This is a genomic window from Bacillus sp. ZY-1-1 (genome assembly GCF_003047165.1).
GTDB classification, from domain to species: domain Bacteria; phylum Bacillota; class Bacilli; order Bacillales; family Bacillaceae; genus Bacillus; species Bacillus velezensis.
This window is the reverse complement of the sequence record NZ_CP027061.1, coordinates 3,172,163-3,189,124: the sequence shown is the minus strand read 5'-3', so window position 1 is coordinate 3,189,124 and position 16,962 is coordinate 3,172,163. Positions and strand designations below refer to the sequence as shown.

The following is a 16,962-nucleotide window of genomic DNA, read 5'->3' as shown; positions in this document are numbered from 1 at the left end:
GAACGAAAAGTGAAGGCAAGCGTCATTGTTCCCGCATATAATTCCAAGGAGAGGCTTTATAACAGCCTGCTGTCCCTGAATGAACAGGAATGCACAGAGCCGTTCGAAGTGATTGTGGCTGACAACGGTTCGGAAGACGGAACCTTATCCATGCTTGAATCATTCAGCGCGAATTTTCCGCTGATTTTTGTGAGAATTAAAGAAAACAGAGGGATCGCTTACGGCCGGAATCAGGCGGTCCGCAATGCCAGAGGCGATATTTTGATTTTCCATGACAGCGACATGCTTGCCGAAAAGGATTTGGTGGCGAAGCATATCAAGGCTCATGAGAACCAGGACGATCTTGTCGTATGCGGTATGTTCTGGAAGCGGATTTACAGCTTTTATTATGACCGTTTTGAAAAAGAGCATAAGGAAAAACTCGCCGAACTGTATGAAGAGCTGCCGGGCGATAAAGAGCCGCTCCTTGATGAAAGTGACATCAGAGACGGAAGCTTTCTTGACCGATGCTTTGATTTAGATACCGACTTTATCCGGGTGCTGAAAAGCATTTTGGAAAAATACGGAGATGATTTGAACGGCTACCGTCTGCCATGGCGTTTTTTCATTACGAACAATTCATCAGTTAAGAGGCAGCACGTGGCAGATCTCGGCCTGTTTGATGAAGGCATTGTCAGATACGGCTTTGAAGATTATGATCTCGGCATCAGGCTTCATCAGTCGGGAATGAGATTTCAGCTGCGGCGCGATATCATGAGCGTCCATCAGGAGCATCCGAGCAACTGCGCTTCCGTTGATGACATCAGGGCGAATATCGCGTACATGTGCGACAAGTACAATGACATTCATTCGCTTGACGTGCACCTCGCGTTTAACGGCCCGTTTGACGCGGAGTTAACCAACAGCATAATGGCAGACATCGAAGTGCTGCTTGATTATGAGAAATATGAAAGCCTGCTGCACATTTTTCTCGAGCTGCTGCACGCGGTTAAAGACCGCAACCTCGATCCGGACTGGAAGGCGAAAAGCCCGCGGATCACGGCGAACAGCTTCCAGCTGCCGGAGGTCGGAAAGCTTTTGGCAAAAGCGGAAAAAAAGCTGGGCGTCACGCACTTTGCAAGGGCGTTCAAAGCGCTGACTGCTGATTTACTGCATGTGGATTTTAAATAAATTGGATGTGATATGGTGAGTAAATATCATTTTTCAACCATTGTTTCCAGAACGCATATCTTTAAACTGATGCCGATGATTCATTCTCTCCATGAACATTGCCGGGATTTTCATCTGTATGTGCTGTGTGTCGATCAGAAAGCGTACGAACTGCTTCAGCAGGTGCCGTGGGAACATGTCACGGCGGTTCAGCTCCATGAAATGGAGGACCCGGAGCTGCTTGAAGCAAAGGGCGGCCGGACGTTTCATGAATATTGCTGGACGCTGAAGCCGGCTTTTCTGTTCCATGTGATGACGGAGTATGATGAAGCCGAATATTTTGCCCATTTGGACACCGATCTCTTTTTCTTCTCAGATGCGGGCGAGCTGTTTGCGGAAAAGCCGGATGCTTCCCTTTTTCTGACGGATCACCGCAATTCAGAACGGTTTGCGTCTTATTACAAGCTGACGGGGCAGTACAACACCGGGTTTGTCGGCGCGCGGAATACCGGGGAAGCGTATCGGGCGGTCTGGCAGTGGAGACAGGATTGCATCTCCTATTGTACGGTGGAGATGAATGAAGAAAAAAAGACATACGGTGACCAAAGGTATGTTGAAAAGTGGCCCGCGCAGTTTGAACACGTGCATGTCACGGAGTCGATCGGCGCGAATGCGGCGCTGTGGAATATTGAGCAATATGACGTCAGCCTGCGCGACGGGGCTGTATATGTCAATGACACCCCGCTGATTTTTTATCATTTTTCAGGCTTTACGCTCGTCACGGAGAACGAATTCAATCTCTGCTGGTACTATCACATTGATGATGAGGCGACAGTCAGTATGATTTACGTCCCGTACATCAAAAACGTAAAAAAATGGATTGATGAAATTCAAAAAGCGTTTCCTGATTTCAGAGACGGGTTTATTCCGAAATATGCGGTTCCTGACACTCATTTTTATACGGTTGAAACATAAAATCCCTGCCTTTTCGGCAGGGATTTTTTTATGAATGCCATTCTTTTAATGTTTTGTCGCTCGGCAGGACAAAGGCGAGCAGACCTAAAACGGGCAGAAAGGCGACGGCTGTCATGGTCGGCGTCAATCCCGCTGAATCAATAAGAGCTCCGAGCGCAACCGCTCCGATCGCGCCCATTCCGAAGGCGAGCCCGACCGTAAGCCCTGACATCGTTCCGATTTTGCCGGGAACAAGCTCCTGCGCGTAGACAACCGTCACGGAGAAGCTGGACATCAGAACAACGCCGATCAGCGCCAGTACGCCATAGGCGATGACAGGTCCCGCAAACGGAAGGAAAATCGTCAAGGGAGCCGATGCCGTCATGGAAACGATGATGACGTTCCGCTTTCCGAAACGGTCTGCAAGCGGCCCGCCGAGAAACGTTCCGACAGCTCCGAAAAATAAAAAGACGAAGATGTAGCTCTGTGCCTGCTGAATGCTGACATGATAGGCATTCATCGCATAGAACGTATAGAAGTTGCCGATCGCGCTCACATACCAGGAGCGCGCGAAAATTAAGAAGATAATCATGATAAGTGCAAGAATAATCGGTTTTGTAATCACGGTCTGCACAGCGGCGGCCGGTGATTTTTTACTTGCGGCGCGCAAATGAATAAGGCGGCCTTTATACCATTTGGCGATATAAATGAGAAACAGCACAGCGATTGCGGCGACTAGCGTAAACCAGACAGAGCCGAATTGACCGAGCGGAACGAGAATCAGCGCGGTAATCAAGGGCGCCATCGCCTGGCCGGTATTCCCTCCGACTTGGTAAATCGATTGCGCCAATCCGCGCTTTTCGCCGGCGGCCATGTAAGCGACACGCGATCCTTCAGGATGAAAGACGGCGGAGCCAAGGCCGATAAAAAAGACACAGCATAAAATCGTCAGAAAAGACGGGGCGAACGCGAGACCTAAAATGCCGAGCATGCTTGCGGTGAGTCCGAGCGGCAAAGCATACGGCATCGGGCGTTTATCCGTATACCAGCCGATGACGGGCTGCATCACGGAAGACACCATATTCAGCGTAAAGGCGATAATTCCGAGCTGCGTAAATGTAAGATTCATGGAACGTTCCAAAATCGGAAACATCGCCGGAATCACCGCTTGCAGTGAATCGTTCAGCAGATGACAGATCCCGATAATGAACAAAATAGAATACATGGTTGTCTCGGGACGATGGACAGGTTTTTCTTTAAGCGGGGCGGCAATTGCCAAAGTGATTCTCCTCCTTTTTATGTAAACGAAGCATACACCATATTATTCATAAGGTGAATGAATTATCAAGGGCAAAAAAGGCTCTTCTTTCTCAAACAGAAAAAAGAGCCTCCCTTTTTATTTATTTAACAAACTGTGTTTTCTCGAATACATCATATATACCACGATCCCGGCGGCGATCCAGATGACAAAGGCGAGCCATGTCACGCCCGGCAGGCTGCTTGCGAGATACAGGCATAAGCATGCGCTGATGATCGGCACAAAAGGCACGAAAGGAACACGGAAGGAAGATTTGATCTCCGGATGTTTCTTTCTTAAAACGATGACGGCGATCGCAATGACTGTAAAGGCCGCCAAGGTTCCCATATTGACGAGATGCGCCAAGGTTCCCAGATCAATAAAACCTGCGATCCCGGCGGCAGCGATCCCCGTCACCCATGTGTTTTGAAACGGTGTTTTAAAACGCGGATGAACCTTGGAAAACATGCGGGGCAAAAGGCCGTCTCTGCTCATCGCAAATGTAAGGCGCACCTGAGCGTAAAGCAGAGCGAGCATGACCGTTGTAATCCCGATAATCGCGCCGACGGAAATAATGCCTGCTATTTTGTTCTGGCCGACAAATTGGAGCGCGAAAGATACCGGATCTCCGACATTCAGCTTGGTGTACGAAAGCATTCCTGTCAGGACGAGCGATACCGTAATGTAAAGAACGGTGCAGATGGCAAGCGCGCCGATGATTCCGACCGGCATTGATTTCTGCGGGTTTTTCACTTCTTCCGACGCGTTTGACACGGCATCAAATCCGAGATACGCGAAGAAAACGGTCGCGGCGCTCGTGATGACGCCTTTCATTCCGAACGGCATAAACGGCGACCAGTTTTCCGGTTTCACGTAGCCGAAACCGACGACGATAAACAGCAGAATGATCGCAATTTTCATCAATACAATGACATTGTTAAAGCGGGTGCTTTCTTTCACGCCCCTTGAAACAATCGCGGTAATGACCAAAATAATGATAACGGCCGGCAGGTTGAACACGGCACCCGTTTTGCTGCCGGGTGCGGCGGTCAGCGCCTCCGGAAGATGCAGCCCGAATCCTGCAAGAAGCGACTGGAAATAGGATGACCAGCCGGTTGCGACGGCGGCGAGCGCGATAACATATTCAAGCATTAAGTCCCATCCGATTAAAAACGCGAGACACTCCCCGAGAGTGACATATGAATACGTATATACGCTGCCTGAAATCGGAATGGATGAAGAAAATTCCGCATAACAAAACGCGGCGAGCGCGCAGGCAAGGCCCGCGAGCACAAACGACAGAATCAAAGCCGGTCCTGCGCCTGTCGCGGCCACAGTCCCGGTAATCACAAAAATCCCCGTGCCGACAACACAGCCGATTCCGAGCAAAACCAAGTCAAAAGCGCTTAACGAGCGGGACAGGCTGGTCTGTTTGCTCTGGGCCTTTAAGTCGGCCAGCGGCTTTTTCCGAAATAGTAAAGACATATGGGTCCTCCTGAAAATTCATAATATTCTTATCATTATATACACTGACGTTTGTATTATATTGTCGAAATTTCTCGCAGTCAATTAAAGAATTTTCCACTTTAAAAGGACAAAGCTAAAAAGCGTCGATGCACGGAAGGAAAGGGAATTTTATTGTGAAATAGTTCAATTTTCTCACCTTAAGACCGATACAAAAGATGACTCATCAACTAATTTCAAGTTTCGGTGAAAGGGAGATGTTTACATGTTTCAATATGAAGAACTAAATAAGCAGTTTATCGGCGGCCGATGGAGGGATGGGAGCAGCCGGAACGTATTGGAAAACAGAAATCCTTATACTCAAAAAGTCATCACCTCATTCCGAAAAGCGACGCCTGATGACGTGGATGCGGCATATCGCGCCGCGGCTCTTGCGAAACAAGAATGGGACAAAGTAAACCCTTTTAAAAAGCGGGCCATTTTGGAAAAAGCCGTTTCTTTCATTGAAGAGCACGAAGAAGCGATTATTTACTTAATCATGGAGGAGCTAGGCGGAACACGGCTGAAGGCTGAGTTTGAAATCGGACTTGTCAAAAATATGATAAAAGAAGCCGCAACATTTCCGGTGCGGATGGAAGGGAAAATTCTCCCGTCCACGATTGACGGAAAAGAAAACAGGCTGTACAGAATACCTGCCGGAGTCGCGGGGGTGATCAGCCCGTTTAATTTCCCGTTTTTCCTTTCGATGAAATCTGTTGCGCCGGCACTCGGCGCGGGGAACGGCGTCGTGCTGAAGCCTCATGAAGAAACGCCGATCTGCGGCGGAACGCTTATCGCGAAAATTTTTGAAGCGGCCGGCGTACCGGACGGGCTGCTGAATGTCATCGTGACGGATATCGGGGAGATCGGCGACAGCTTTGTTGAGCATCCCGTGCCGCGGATAATCTCATTTACAGGCTCAACCGGAGTGGGCAGCTATATCGGACAGCTTGCGGTCAAACACTTTAAAAAACCGCTGTTGGAGCTTGGCGGAAACAGCGCGCTGATCGTGCTTGAGGATGCTGATCTTGAATACGCCGTCAATGCGGCCGTATTCAGCCGGTTTACGCATCAAGGACAGATCTGTATGTCGGCGAACCGCGTGCTCGTTCACACATCTGTTTATGACAAATTTACAGAGCTTTACGAAGCGAAAGTGTCATCGCTGAAAGTCGGCGATCCGATGGACCCTGATACGGTTATCGGTCCTTTAATCAATGAGAGACAGGCGGAAGGCCTGAGACGGTCTGTCGAAAAAGCGATAGAAGAGGGAGCGGTTCCGGTGCTGTCCGGCCGATTCAGCGGAACGGTCGCTGAGCCCGTCATTTTAAAAGATGTGAAACCTGAGATGAGCATCGCGAAGGAGGAGCTGTTCGGACCGGCCGTCTGCATCATGCCGTTTGAAACGGAGGATGAAGCGGTAAGCATCGCAAACGCGACACCGTTCGGTTTAAGCGGAGCCGTGCATACGGCAAACGTGGAGCGGGGCGTTGAGTTTGCTAAGCGGATCGAAACCGGCATGATTCACGTCAACGATACGACCATTAATGATGAACCGAACGTCGCGTTCGGCGGCGAGAAACAATCAGGTCTCGGCAGGCTGAACGGCGAATGGAGCCTTGAAGAATTCACCACGCTGAAATGGATTTCGGTTCAGCATGAAAAACGCCAATTCCCATATTAAGAAGGAGTGAAAGAAATGAGTATACAGACGGAGCAGCAAACGCACAGCCTGCTTGACGCTTTTGTCAAAGTTGCGCCTTTTTTAAACAGCCTGATCCAAGATGACATCACCATCGGAATTTATGATACAGAAAAATTAATCGTGAATATTCCGGCTAAAACGTTTTCTCTTAATGTAAAGCCGGGAGATCCGCTGCAAAAAGGGGACATCATTACAGACGCGATCCGCATGAATCAGAAGAAGACAAGCATGGTGCCGAAAGAGCTGTTCGGATTTCCGCTGATCGCCAGAGCGATTCCGCTTCATGATGAAAACGGAAAAGTCATCGGCGGCGTCGGTCTCGGCACGAGCCTTGAAAAATCAGCCAAGCTTCATGATGTCGCTGAAAGCCTGTCCGCCGTCGTGGAACAGACCGCTTCGGCGATCGCGGATATCTCAGAATCCATCAGCGGTTTCTCAGCACAGATGACCGGGATTTCCGCTCAGGCGAAACAAGTCAGTGAAAGCGCGGGAGAAATCGCCGACATTTCCGTCACTGTCAAGGGCATCTCGGATCAAAGCAATCTGCTCGGTTTGAATGCGGCCATTGAAGCCGCGAGAGCAGGAGAATCCGGCAAGGGCTTTTCCGTGGTGGCGGATGAGATCCGCAAGCTTGCCACTCATTCAAAAGACAATGTCGGCCAAATTGACCAGATTACGAAAAAAATCCACAGCCTGCTGAAAGGGCTGGAGGACTCAATTGAATCCATCAACCAGAACACGGACGGCCAAGCGGCGGCGGTAGAACAAATTTCTGCCACGATGCAGGAGATTTCGGGAAGCGCCCAGCATTTAGCGAAAATGGCTGAAAACGTGCTCGGAGAATCATAAAAAAAGGGAGCTTACGGGCTCCTTTTTTGTTTTCCCTTATCAATCGGAAACTGCACTTACACGTTTGATCCGTCATGCTCAGGGGTACACATACGAATACATCACCAATGATAAAGGAGAGTCTTGTATGTCTGATGCAAATCTGCACAACCCGCTGACGAAATATGATCATGATGAATTTCCAAAACAATATCAAGAACCGCCCGGTTTGCAGAAAGAGATGAAGCCTGTGCCGGACTGCGGTGAAACAAGCTATAAAGGAGCCGGCAAGCTGAAGGGAAGAAAAGCCCTCGTCACCGGCGGCGATTCAGGTATCGGCCGGGCCGCCGCGATTGCTTATGCCCGGGAAGGGGCGGATGTGGCCATTAACTATCTGCCTGAGGAACAGCCGGATGCCGAAGAAGTGAAAGCGTTAATTGAAAAAGAGGGAAGAAAAGCTGTTCTGCTGCCGGGAGATTTAAGCGATGAAGCGTTTTGCGGAGAATTGGCGGAAAAAGCGTATCAAGAGCTTGGCGGTCTTGACACGCTCGCTCTTGTCGCCGGCAAACAGCAGGCAGTGGATGATATCAGCGATCTTACTACAGAACAAATCTATCAAACATTTGAAGTCAACGTATTCTCGCTGTATTGGCTCGTCAAAGCCGCGCTTCCGTATCTGCCGGAAGGCGCGTCTATTATCACGACAACGTCCGTAGAAGGGTATAATCCAAGCCCGATGCTGTTGGATTATGCTGCGACGAAACATGCCATTATCGGTTTTACCGTCGGCCTAGGAAAGCAGCTGGCGAATAAAGGAATCAGAGTCAACTCGGTAGCGCCGGGGCCGATCTGGACACCGCTGCAGATTTCGGGAGGACAGCCCGGAGAAAACATTCCGAAATTCGGCAAGGAAACACCGGCCGTTCCATTACAGCGTGCCGGACAGCCGGCGGAGCTGGCAGGAATTTATGTCTTTTTGGCCTCAGAAGAATCGAGTTATGTGACATCCCAAATTTACAGTGTAAGCGGAGGAATTCCGACAGCGTAATCAAAAAGGAGCTGCCCTTCATACGGGGCAGCTCTTTTTTTTGATGTTATGTGCCGAGCACGTTTTGATTATACAGGACACTCGGATGTGACGGATGATAGGAGGCGGCTTTGTCGTTATGAATCTTCGCTTTTTCTCTGTCGCCGAGCTGCCAGTGGCAGACGCAGAGCTGCAGATGGGGGTACCAGGTGGAATATTCGAGCTGGGTAAAGCCTGCATCACTGCTTTTGGCGGATAGGGCGAGCTCATACCAAAACACGCCCTGCCGGTATTGCCGTTTCTCCGCAAAATAGTCGCCGAGTCTGCAGCAGAACTCCGGCCGCGGACAATCGATCAGAAATGATTTTAAGAGAGACGTCATGGCGGCCTCTTCATGGCCGACCGCCCTGTAGCAATCGGATAGATATTGGCACGTTCTGATCTCGTCTTCGATCCAGCACTGTTTTGTGGAAAGAAAATGGTGATAATACGTGATGGCGCGCTGATACTGGCCGTGATCCTTTAATTCATTCGCGAAGTAAAACAAATCGCGCGGTGTCATCGTTTCACTGTTTTCCGCCATTTTCTCATAAATCTTCAAGTTGCGGTCCGAGGGAGGCGAGTGCTTTTTCTCGGATTTCCGGTGTGTGACGGCAATATCGGTTTCTATGATGTTTCCGTATACCTCAAGATACTCATGCACGGCTCCGATCCAGCGGAACCCTTTTTCACGCTTGACGAGTCGGTTGCGGCGGTATCTGAAGCTGACCTCTCCCCGATCATCAAAGCCGACGTGATAATACATGGATACCGCGTCCACCTCTTTTGAAAGCGACGCCTTCAGTTCAATCAGCTTTTCACGGTCCTTTTCCGTCAGCATATCGTCGGCGTCCAGCCACAGAATATAATCCATTTCCGCTTTCGAAAACACAAAATTACGGGCGGCCGCAAAGTGATCGATCCATTCAAAATCATAAATCTTATCCGTATAACGGGCCGCGATTTCTTTCGTCCGGTCGGTCGAGCCCGTATCAGCAATCACAATTTCATCCGCAATGTCTTTGACGGAATCAAGACAGCCCGCAAGCACTTCCTCTTCATTTTTCACGATAACGCACAAACTGACGCTGATCATGTCATCACCTCTTCCCCTCCAGTGTATAAAAGGAGAGGCGGAAACATTCTTCGGACAAAATGATCTCTTCCAAGAAATTTGTCTGTCCTTTTACTAGTTTTATTCCAGCGCCTGATTTAAAATGAACACATGAACTTACGTGAGGATTGATAGGAACCATGAGCATCATAAAAGCGGAAAACCTTTATAAAACATACGGAGATAAGACATTATTCGACCATATCTCCTTTCATATTGAAGAGAATGAAAGAATCGGTTTAATCGGCCCGAACGGAACGGGGAAGTCTACGCTTCTGAAAACCATTGCCGGCCTTGAATCAACGGAGGAAGGCGAGATTACGGCTTCAGGAAACGTGCATATTGAGTTCTTGCATCAGGACCCTGAGCTTCCGGCCGGACAAACCGTTCTTGAACATATTTATTCCGGCGGATCAGCCGTCATGAGAACGATGAGAGAGTACGAAAAAGCGCTTCAGGCGCTGAATGAAGAACCGGAAAATGACCAGCGCCAGAAACACCTGCTTGATGCGCAGGCCCGAATGGACGCGAATGATGCGTGGGAGGCGAATACGTTAGCCAAAACGGTTTTAACCAAACTTGGCGTCACCGATCTGATGAAGGATGTCAGCGAGCTGTCCGGCGGCCAGAGAAAGCGCGTCGCGATTGCGAAAAACGTCATCCAGCCGGCTGACCTGCTCATTTTGGATGAACCGACAAACCACTTGGACAATGAAACGATTGAATGGCTGGAAGGCTACTTATCGCAATATCCGGGCGCCGTTATGCTTGTCACGCACGACAGATATTTTCTGAACAGGGTGACGAACAGAATTTACGAGCTTGAGAGAGGCAGCCTTTATACGTATAAAGGAAACTATGAAGTATTCCTGGAAAAACGGGCCGAACGGGAGGCGCTGGCAGAGCAGAAAGAAACAAAACGCCAAAACCTCCTGCGCCGCGAATTGGCGTGGCTCAGAAGAGGAGCGAAAGCACGCTCGACGAAACAAAAAGCGAGAGTGGACAGAGCGGAGGCGCTCAAGGAGCAAAAAGGGCCGGCAGTCTCCGGATCACTCGATTTCGCGATCGGTTCCCACCGTCTCGGAAAACAAGTAATCGAAGCCGATAACGTCGCCATTACCTATAACGGCCAAGCGCTGATCAGCCAGTTTAATGAGCTTGTCATCCCGGGGGAACGAATCGGCATCATCGGGCCGAACGGAATCGGGAAAACGACACTTTTAAACAGCCTCGCCGGCAGAATTCAGCCTGACAGCGGCAATATCACCATCGGGCAGACGGTCCGGATCGGCTACTACACCCAGGATCACAGCGAAATGAACGGCGATATGAAAGTCATTGAATATATAAAAGAGACGGCTGAAATCGTCAAAACGGCGGAAGGCGATGTCATCACCGCGGAACAAATGCTTGAGCGTTTTCTGTTCCCGCGTCCGATGCAGCAGACATATATCAGAAAGCTGTCAGGCGGGGAAAAACGCCGTCTGTACTTGCTGAATGTACTGATGCAGGAGCCGAATGTGCTGTTTTTAGATGAGCCGACCAATGATCTGGACACAGAAACATTAAGCGTGCTCGAGGATTATATCGAACAGTTCCCGGGCGTCGTCATCACTGTATCCCATGACCGCTATTTCCTTGACCGCGTCGTGGACCGCCTGATCGTATTTGAAGGACACGGTGTCATTTCCCGTTTCCAAGGTTCATACAGTGAATACATGGAACAAGCAAAAGAGAAGAAGACGGCGGTAAAACAGCCGGCCGAAGAGAAAAAGGCGGAAGAAGAGCCGAAGAAAAAGCGCAAAAAGCTTTCGTACAAGGATCAGATCGAATGGGACGGCATCGAAGACAAAATCGCCGGCCTTGAAGAAAAGCATCAGCGTCTGGAAGCGGAAATCGCTGAAGCGGGAAGTGATTTCGGAAAGATACAAGAACTGATGGCCGAACAGGCAAAAACGGCTGAAGAGCTTGAAGCGGCGATGGAACGCTGGACCGAATTGTCACTGATGATTGAAGAACTTGAGAATTAAGAAAAGCCGGTACGGCCCCCGAGAAGACGGCGGGTCATACCGGCTTTTTTTATCGTACACAGATGTCTCCCGGCGCTTTAAAGACAAAGGTTCCGTCCAAGCCAAGTTTATCCGGCATAAAAAGTTTACGTTTACGTTAAGGTTCAAATGGTGTATAATAGAAACAGATACGACAAGAGGGGGATTCACCTTGGAATGGATGAAGATTGATCAAGTTGCCAAGCGAAGCGGATTGACAAAACGAACCATTCGTTTTTACGAGGAGATTGGTTTGATTCCTGCTCCTAAACGGACAGAAGGCGGCGTCCGGCTTTACTCTGAAGATGATATGGAGGAGCTCGAAAAAGTCACCAGCACAAAAGAAGTGCTCGGTTTTTCCCTTCAGGAACTTCAGCAGTTTATGGAGATGAGCCGTCAGCTGGAATTAAACAAAGAGGGGTACTTGTTGTCACTGGATCCGAAGGAACGGAAAGAAAAGCTGGAAGAGATTCAGCACGCTTTGAACCACCAGCTTGAGATGATTGATGAGAAGATCAGCACATTTCAGCATTTTAAAACGCGCCTTAACGGAATGAAAGAAAAAGCTGACCGCGCCATTCAATCAATCGAATGATTTTGCTGTAAACGCTATGGATATAGCGTTTCTTTTAATGGATGAAACAGGAGGTCTGGTCAAATGGATACATCATCACAACAGAAAACAGGCTTATTCAGCCAGCCGAAAGCCGTTTGGGCGGTTGCGTTTGCCTGTGTGATTTCCTTTATGGGAATCGGTCTTGTCGATCCGATTCTTCCGGCGATCGCCGCACAATTACATGCTTCACCTAGTGAAGTATCTCTGTTATTTACAAGTTATTTGCTCGTTACCGGTTTTATGATGTTTTTCTCCGGCGCGATTTCCAGCCGGATCGGCGCAAAATGGACGCTGCTTCTCGGACTTATTTTTATCATCGTGTTTGCCGCTCTCGGCGGAAGCTCAAGTTCAATCGCTCAGCTTGTCGGCTATCGCGGCGGCTGGGGGCTTGGGAATGCTCTCTTTATTTCAACCGCGCTTGCCGTCATTGTCGGGGTATCTGTCGGCGGCAGCGCCAAAGCCATTATTCTGTATGAGGCCGCGCTCGGACTGGGGATTTCCGTCGGGCCGCTTGCCGGCGGAGAGCTTGGCAGCATTTCATGGCGCGCTCCGTTCTTCGGAGTGTCTGTCCTCATGCTCATAGCGCTTTGCGCGATTTCACTCATGCTGCCGAAGCTGCCGAAACCGGCGAAACGCGTCGGTGTGTTTGATGCGATGAAGGCGCTCAAATATAAAGGCCTTTTGACAATGGCAGTATCTGCATTCCTATACAACTTTGGATTTTTTATTTTGCTTGCTTATTCTCCGTTCGTTCTGGATTTAGATGAACACGGTCTCGGATATGTCTTCTTCGGCTGGGGCCTTCTGCTGGCAATTACGTCAGTCTTTACGGCGCCGCTTGTGCACAAAGCGCTGGGCACAGTGCGTTCGCTCGTCGTTCTCTTTATCGCCTTTGCGGCCATTCTCGTTATTATGGGGGTCTGGACTGACCATCAGACGTTGATCATTACATGTATCGTTGTTGCCGGTGCTGTCCTCGGTATGGTGAATACGATCATGACAACCGCTGTGATGGGTGCTGCGCCGGTTGAACGTTCAATCGCGTCTTCAGCCTACAGCTCAGTCCGCTTTATCGGCGGTGCGCTCGCTCCGTGGATTGCGGGAATGCTGTCAGAACACTTCACCGCAAGCACACCATATACAGTAGGCGGGATTGTCGTTTTTGTCGGCATGCTTGTTCTTCTTATGGGACGCAAACATCTCGCCGGAATAAAAGCCGGACATTAAAAAAAGGAACTTCCGCACGGGCGGGAGTTCCTTTTTGTGTTTACAGCACTTTCGTCGTCCAAGATTCACAATTCCATGTTTCCGTCGCGATATCCATGTAGAACTCGGGTTCGTGGGAAATCAGCAGAATGGAGCCTTTGTATTCTTTCAGCGCGCGTTTCAGCTCTTCTTTCGCATCGACATCCAGGTGGTTTGTCGGTTCGTCAAGCACGAGCAGGTTTGTTTCTGAATTGATCAGCTTGCACAGTCTGACCTTCGCTTTTTCTCCTCCGCTGAGAACGGAGACGCGGCTTTCAATGTGTTTGGTCGTCAGGCCGCATTTGGCGAGGGCGGCGCGGATTTCGTACTGGGTAAAGGAAGGAAATTCACTCCACACTTCTTCGATGCACGTATTGTTATTGGTTTCTTTCACTTCCTGCTCGAAATAGCCCGTGTATTGATGCTCGCCGCGCTCCACCGTGCCTTCCAGCGGCTGGATTTCACCGAGCAGGCTTTTTAACAGCGTCGTTTTCCCGATGCCGTTTGCGCCGTACAGGGCGACTTTCTGTCCGCGCTCCATTCTGAGATTGAGCGGGCGTGACAGCGGAGTATCGTAACCGATGACTAAGTCCTTCGTTTCAAAAATGAGCTTGCCTGACGTTCTCGCAGGCTTGAAATGGAATTCCGGTTTCGGTTTTTCGGCCGCCAGTTCGATCATATCCATCTTATCAAGCTTTTTCTGACGGGACATCGCCATATTTCTCGTGCTGACGCGGGCTTTGTTGCGGGCGACGAAATCTTTCAGCTCAGCCACTTCCTGCTGCTGTTTTTTGTAGGCGGCTTCGAGCTGCTGTTTTTTCACTTCGTAGACTTCCATAAACTGATGATAATCGCCGACATAACGCGTCAGCTCCTGGTTTTCCACATGGTAAATCAAATTGATTACGCTGTTTAAAAACGGAATGTCGTGAGAAATTAAGATGAACGCATTTTCATATTCCTGCAAATAGCGTTTCAGCCATTCAATATGCTGTTCATCAAGGTAGTTCGTCGGTTCGTCCAACAGAAGGATTTCCGGCTTTTCCAAAAGCAGTTTGGCGAGCAGCACTTTCGTCCGCTGTCCGCCGCTTAAGTCAGTGACGTCGCGGTCTAGGCCGACTTCCTGCAGGCCGAGGCCGCGGGCGATTTCTTCAACTTTGCTGTCAATCACGTAGAAATCATTGTTTGTCAGGGCGTCCTGAATGACACCGACATCTTCAAGCAGCTGCTCAAGCTCATCAGGGTCCGCTTCGCCCATTTTGTTGTAAATCTCGTTCATTTCTTCTTCCATCGCAAATAAGTAATGGAACGCATCCTTCAGCACGTCGCGGATCGTTTTTCCTTTTTCAAGCACGGTATGCTGATCGAGATAGCCGACACGCACGTTTTTCGCCCATTCAACCTTACCCTCATCAGGCTCAAGCTTTCCGGTAATAATATTCATAAACGTTGATTTACCTTCGCCGTTTGCTCCGATTAAGCCGACGTGTTCCCCTTTTAAAAGACGGAACGATACATTGTTAAAAAGCGCACGGTCACCGAAGCCGTGGCTTAAATCTTTTACGGATAAAATACTCATCATTACACCTCTATCGTTATCAGACACGCTTTTTTTATCATGTGTCTTTCTCATTTATGATTATAAAGGAGGAGACCGTTTGTTAAAAGGCTTGGAAGGAAAAAGAAAATTGCGTTTGCCGCGTGCATTTGAGATACTATGGAGTAGATTTTAAGAATTGAGGAGAACGACATGACCCAAACATGGCCATTTTTACAGCATACACAACCATTTATCGCCGAAAACTGGGAGGCGTCAGGCTTTCAGGAGCCGACCGTTATTCAGGAAAAAGCCGCTCAGGTGATCATGGAAGGGAAAGACGTCATTGCCGAATCCCCGACGGGAACGGGAAAAACATTGGCGTACACGCTTCCGGTTCTGGAGCGGATCAACCCGGAACAGAAACATCCGCAAGTGATCATTTTAGCGCCGTCCCGCGAGCTTGTGATGCAGATTTTTCAAGTGATTCAGGAGTGGAAAAAAGGCTCCGATCTTCGCGCTTTGTCTTTGATCGGCGGGGCAAACGTGAAAAAGCAGGTGGAGAAGCTCAAAAATAAACCGCATATCATTGCAGGCACACCGGGCAGGGTGCTCGAATTGATTCAGGCGAAAAAGCTGAAAATGCATGAAGTCAAGACGATCGTTCTTGATGAAGCGGATCAGCTCGTGACAAAGGAACACCGCGAAACGATGAAAAAAATCATTAAAACGACGCTGAAAGACCGACAGCTTTTAAGCTTTTCCGCTACGCTGCAGCCGGAGACAGAAGAGGTGCTGAATGCCATCGCACATGAACCGGCCGTTTTGAAAGTGGAGCGGAATACGGCGGAAAAAGCGCGCGTCACGCATCAATATCTCGTCTGCGATCAGCGGGATAAAGTGAAGCTATTGCAAAAGCTGTCACGGCTGAACGGCATGCAGGCGCTCGTGTTTGTCAGAGATATCGGAAATTTAAGCGTCTATGCGGAAAAACTCGCCTATCATCACGTGGATCTCGGCATCCTGCACGGAGAAGCGAAAAAAATGGAGCGGGCAAAGATATTATCAGCGTTTGAAGGGGGAGAATTTCCGCTGCTTCTGGCGACTGACATAGCGGCGCGCGGACTTGATATCGATGATCTTCCGTACGTCATTCACGCAGACATCCCGAATGAAGACGGATATATCCACAGATCCGGCCGGACGGGGCGGGCCGGTAAAGAAGGAACCGTACTCAGCCTTGTCACGCCGATGGAAGAATCCAAATTGAAAAAAATGGCCAAATCACTCGGAATTGAGCTGAAAGAGGCCGTTTATTCAGGCGGAAAATTATCTGAGAAATAAGAAACGGAGGGCGGGAAGCCCTTCTTTTTTATTGTGAAATAATAGAAAAGGTTCAGGCGGGGGCGGGAAGATGGTTTCAATAGACCGATTTCAAATATTGAAGGTACGTGAGCTGAAAATACTTGAACACTGGTTTAAGAACGATAATATCAGACGGAGAATGGATGCGATGCGGCCACTAAATGCATGGTATGCACGATTGAGTAAAGATGAAGACGATACTGTCATTATGGCATATGACGGGCAGCTTCCGGCAGGAATGGTCTCTATAGAGTTTGTGGAGGAACGGGCGTATATCGGATTGATCGTCAATCCTTTGTACCAGCTTCAAGGGTACGGAAAACAGATCTTGCAAAAACTGCTGACTGATCCTGGGTTTACCGGCGTGCGGGAATGGGCGGCAAGCATCTAAAAAGACAATCAAATCAGTTTAGTCTGCTTTCAAGCAGCGGGATTCACTTTGGAAAATACGGAGCCTGATGAAGACGGCTTTCTTACTTTGATTCTTCGCGGCTGATGCGAAAAAGCAGAAAAGGAGGGGACAAAGCCCTCCTTT

The 16,962-nt window shown here is 49.3% G+C and carries 12 protein-coding genes and 2 pseudogenes; 10 read left to right on the top strand and 4 right to left on the bottom strand.

The genetic code is table 11. The features are described 5' to 3' along the window. Positions 1-9 precede the first annotated feature (9 nt). Together C5I45_RS15870 and C5I45_RS15865 are read left to right on the top strand one after the other, a co-directional pair. Positions 10-1,189 (top strand): annotated as a pseudogene (locus tag C5I45_RS15870) (glycosyltransferase). Next, positions 1,186-2,124 (top strand): putative nucleotide-diphospho-sugar transferase, encoded by a 939-nt coding sequence (locus C5I45_RS15865; RefSeq protein WP_003155671.1) that lies wholly within the window; start codon positions 1,186-1,188, stop codon positions 2,122-2,124. The pseudogene C5I45_RS15870 and the gene C5I45_RS15865 overlap by 4 nt, the downstream one beginning before the upstream one ends. Before the next feature lie 28 nt (positions 2,125-2,152). Here C5I45_RS15865 and C5I45_RS15860 read toward each other — a convergent pair whose 3' ends face one another. After that, on the bottom strand, positions 2,153-3,382 hold the full coding sequence (locus C5I45_RS15860; protein ID WP_003155670.1) for an MFS transporter: 1,230 nt from the start codon (positions 3,380-3,382) through the stop codon (positions 2,153-2,155). Positions 3,383-3,499: 117 nt separating this feature from the next. Next, a complete protein-coding gene (locus tag C5I45_RS15855; RefSeq protein ID WP_003155668.1) occupies positions 3,500-4,885 on the bottom strand; it encodes a branched-chain amino acid transporter BcaP in 1,386 nt (461 codons plus the stop codon). 244 nt (positions 4,886-5,129) lie between these two features. Between C5I45_RS15855 and C5I45_RS15850 the strand changes: the two genes are divergently transcribed. From C5I45_RS15850 to C5I45_RS15840, 3 genes are all read left to right on the top strand, one after another. Next, positions 5,130-6,587, top strand: coding sequence for a benzaldehyde dehydrogenase (locus C5I45_RS15850; RefSeq protein WP_003155667.1), 1,458 nt, complete (start codon positions 5,130-5,132; stop codon positions 6,585-6,587). Between the two features lie 15 nt (positions 6,588-6,602). Then, positions 6,603-7,457: a methyl-accepting chemotaxis protein gene (locus C5I45_RS15845; protein WP_003155664.1), complete on the top strand. Its 855-nt coding sequence runs from the start codon at positions 6,603-6,605 to the stop codon at positions 7,455-7,457. Positions 7,458-7,584: 127 nt separating this feature from the next. After that, positions 7,585-8,484, top strand: coding sequence for an SDR family oxidoreductase (locus tag C5I45_RS15840; RefSeq protein ID WP_014304589.1), 900 nt, complete (start codon positions 7,585-7,587; stop codon positions 8,482-8,484). A gap of 46 nt (positions 8,485-8,530) precedes the next feature. Here the strand turns inward: C5I45_RS15840 and C5I45_RS15835 are convergent, their stop codons facing one another. Continuing rightward, positions 8,531-9,598 (bottom strand): glycosyltransferase, encoded by a 1,068-nt coding sequence (locus C5I45_RS15835; RefSeq protein WP_025649929.1) that lies wholly within the window; start codon positions 9,596-9,598, stop codon positions 8,531-8,533. A 158-nt stretch (positions 9,599-9,756) separates the two neighbouring features. Between C5I45_RS15835 and C5I45_RS15830 the strand changes: the two genes are divergently transcribed. The 3 genes from C5I45_RS15830 (at position 9,757) to C5I45_RS15820 (ending at position 13,507) form a co-directional block, all read left to right on the top strand. Beyond that, positions 9,757-11,646 (top strand): ABC-F family ATP-binding cassette domain-containing protein, encoded by a 1,890-nt coding sequence (locus C5I45_RS15830; protein WP_025853990.1) that lies wholly within the window; start codon positions 9,757-9,759, stop codon positions 11,644-11,646. A gap of 190 nt (positions 11,647-11,836) precedes the next feature. Continuing rightward, a complete protein-coding gene (locus C5I45_RS15825) occupies positions 11,837-12,259 on the top strand; it encodes a MerR family transcriptional regulator (RefSeq protein WP_003155658.1) in 423 nt (140 codons plus the stop codon). A 63-nt stretch (positions 12,260-12,322) separates the two neighbouring features. After that, positions 12,323-13,507 (top strand): MFS transporter, encoded by a 1,185-nt coding sequence (locus tag C5I45_RS15820; RefSeq protein ID WP_003155657.1) that lies wholly within the window; start codon positions 12,323-12,325, stop codon positions 13,505-13,507. A gap of 40 nt (positions 13,508-13,547) precedes the next feature. On the opposite strand, the gene C5I45_RS15815 is transcribed toward C5I45_RS15820, so the two are convergent. Continuing rightward, the gene (locus C5I45_RS15815; RefSeq protein ID WP_003155656.1) at positions 13,548-15,104 is read right to left on the bottom strand and encodes an ABC-F family ATP-binding cassette domain-containing protein; all 1,557 of its coding nucleotides are present in this window, start codon (positions 15,102-15,104) and stop codon (positions 13,548-13,550) included. A gap of 171 nt (positions 15,105-15,275) precedes the next feature. Between C5I45_RS15815 and C5I45_RS15810 the strand changes: the two genes are divergently transcribed. Then, a complete protein-coding gene (locus C5I45_RS15810; protein WP_003155655.1) occupies positions 15,276-16,406 on the top strand; it encodes a DEAD/DEAH box helicase in 1,131 nt (376 codons plus the stop codon). Between the two features lie 70 nt (positions 16,407-16,476). Next, a pseudogene (locus C5I45_RS15805) lies at positions 16,477-16,923 on the top strand (GNAT family N-acetyltransferase). The last annotated feature ends 39 nt before the right edge of the window (positions 16,924-16,962 follow it).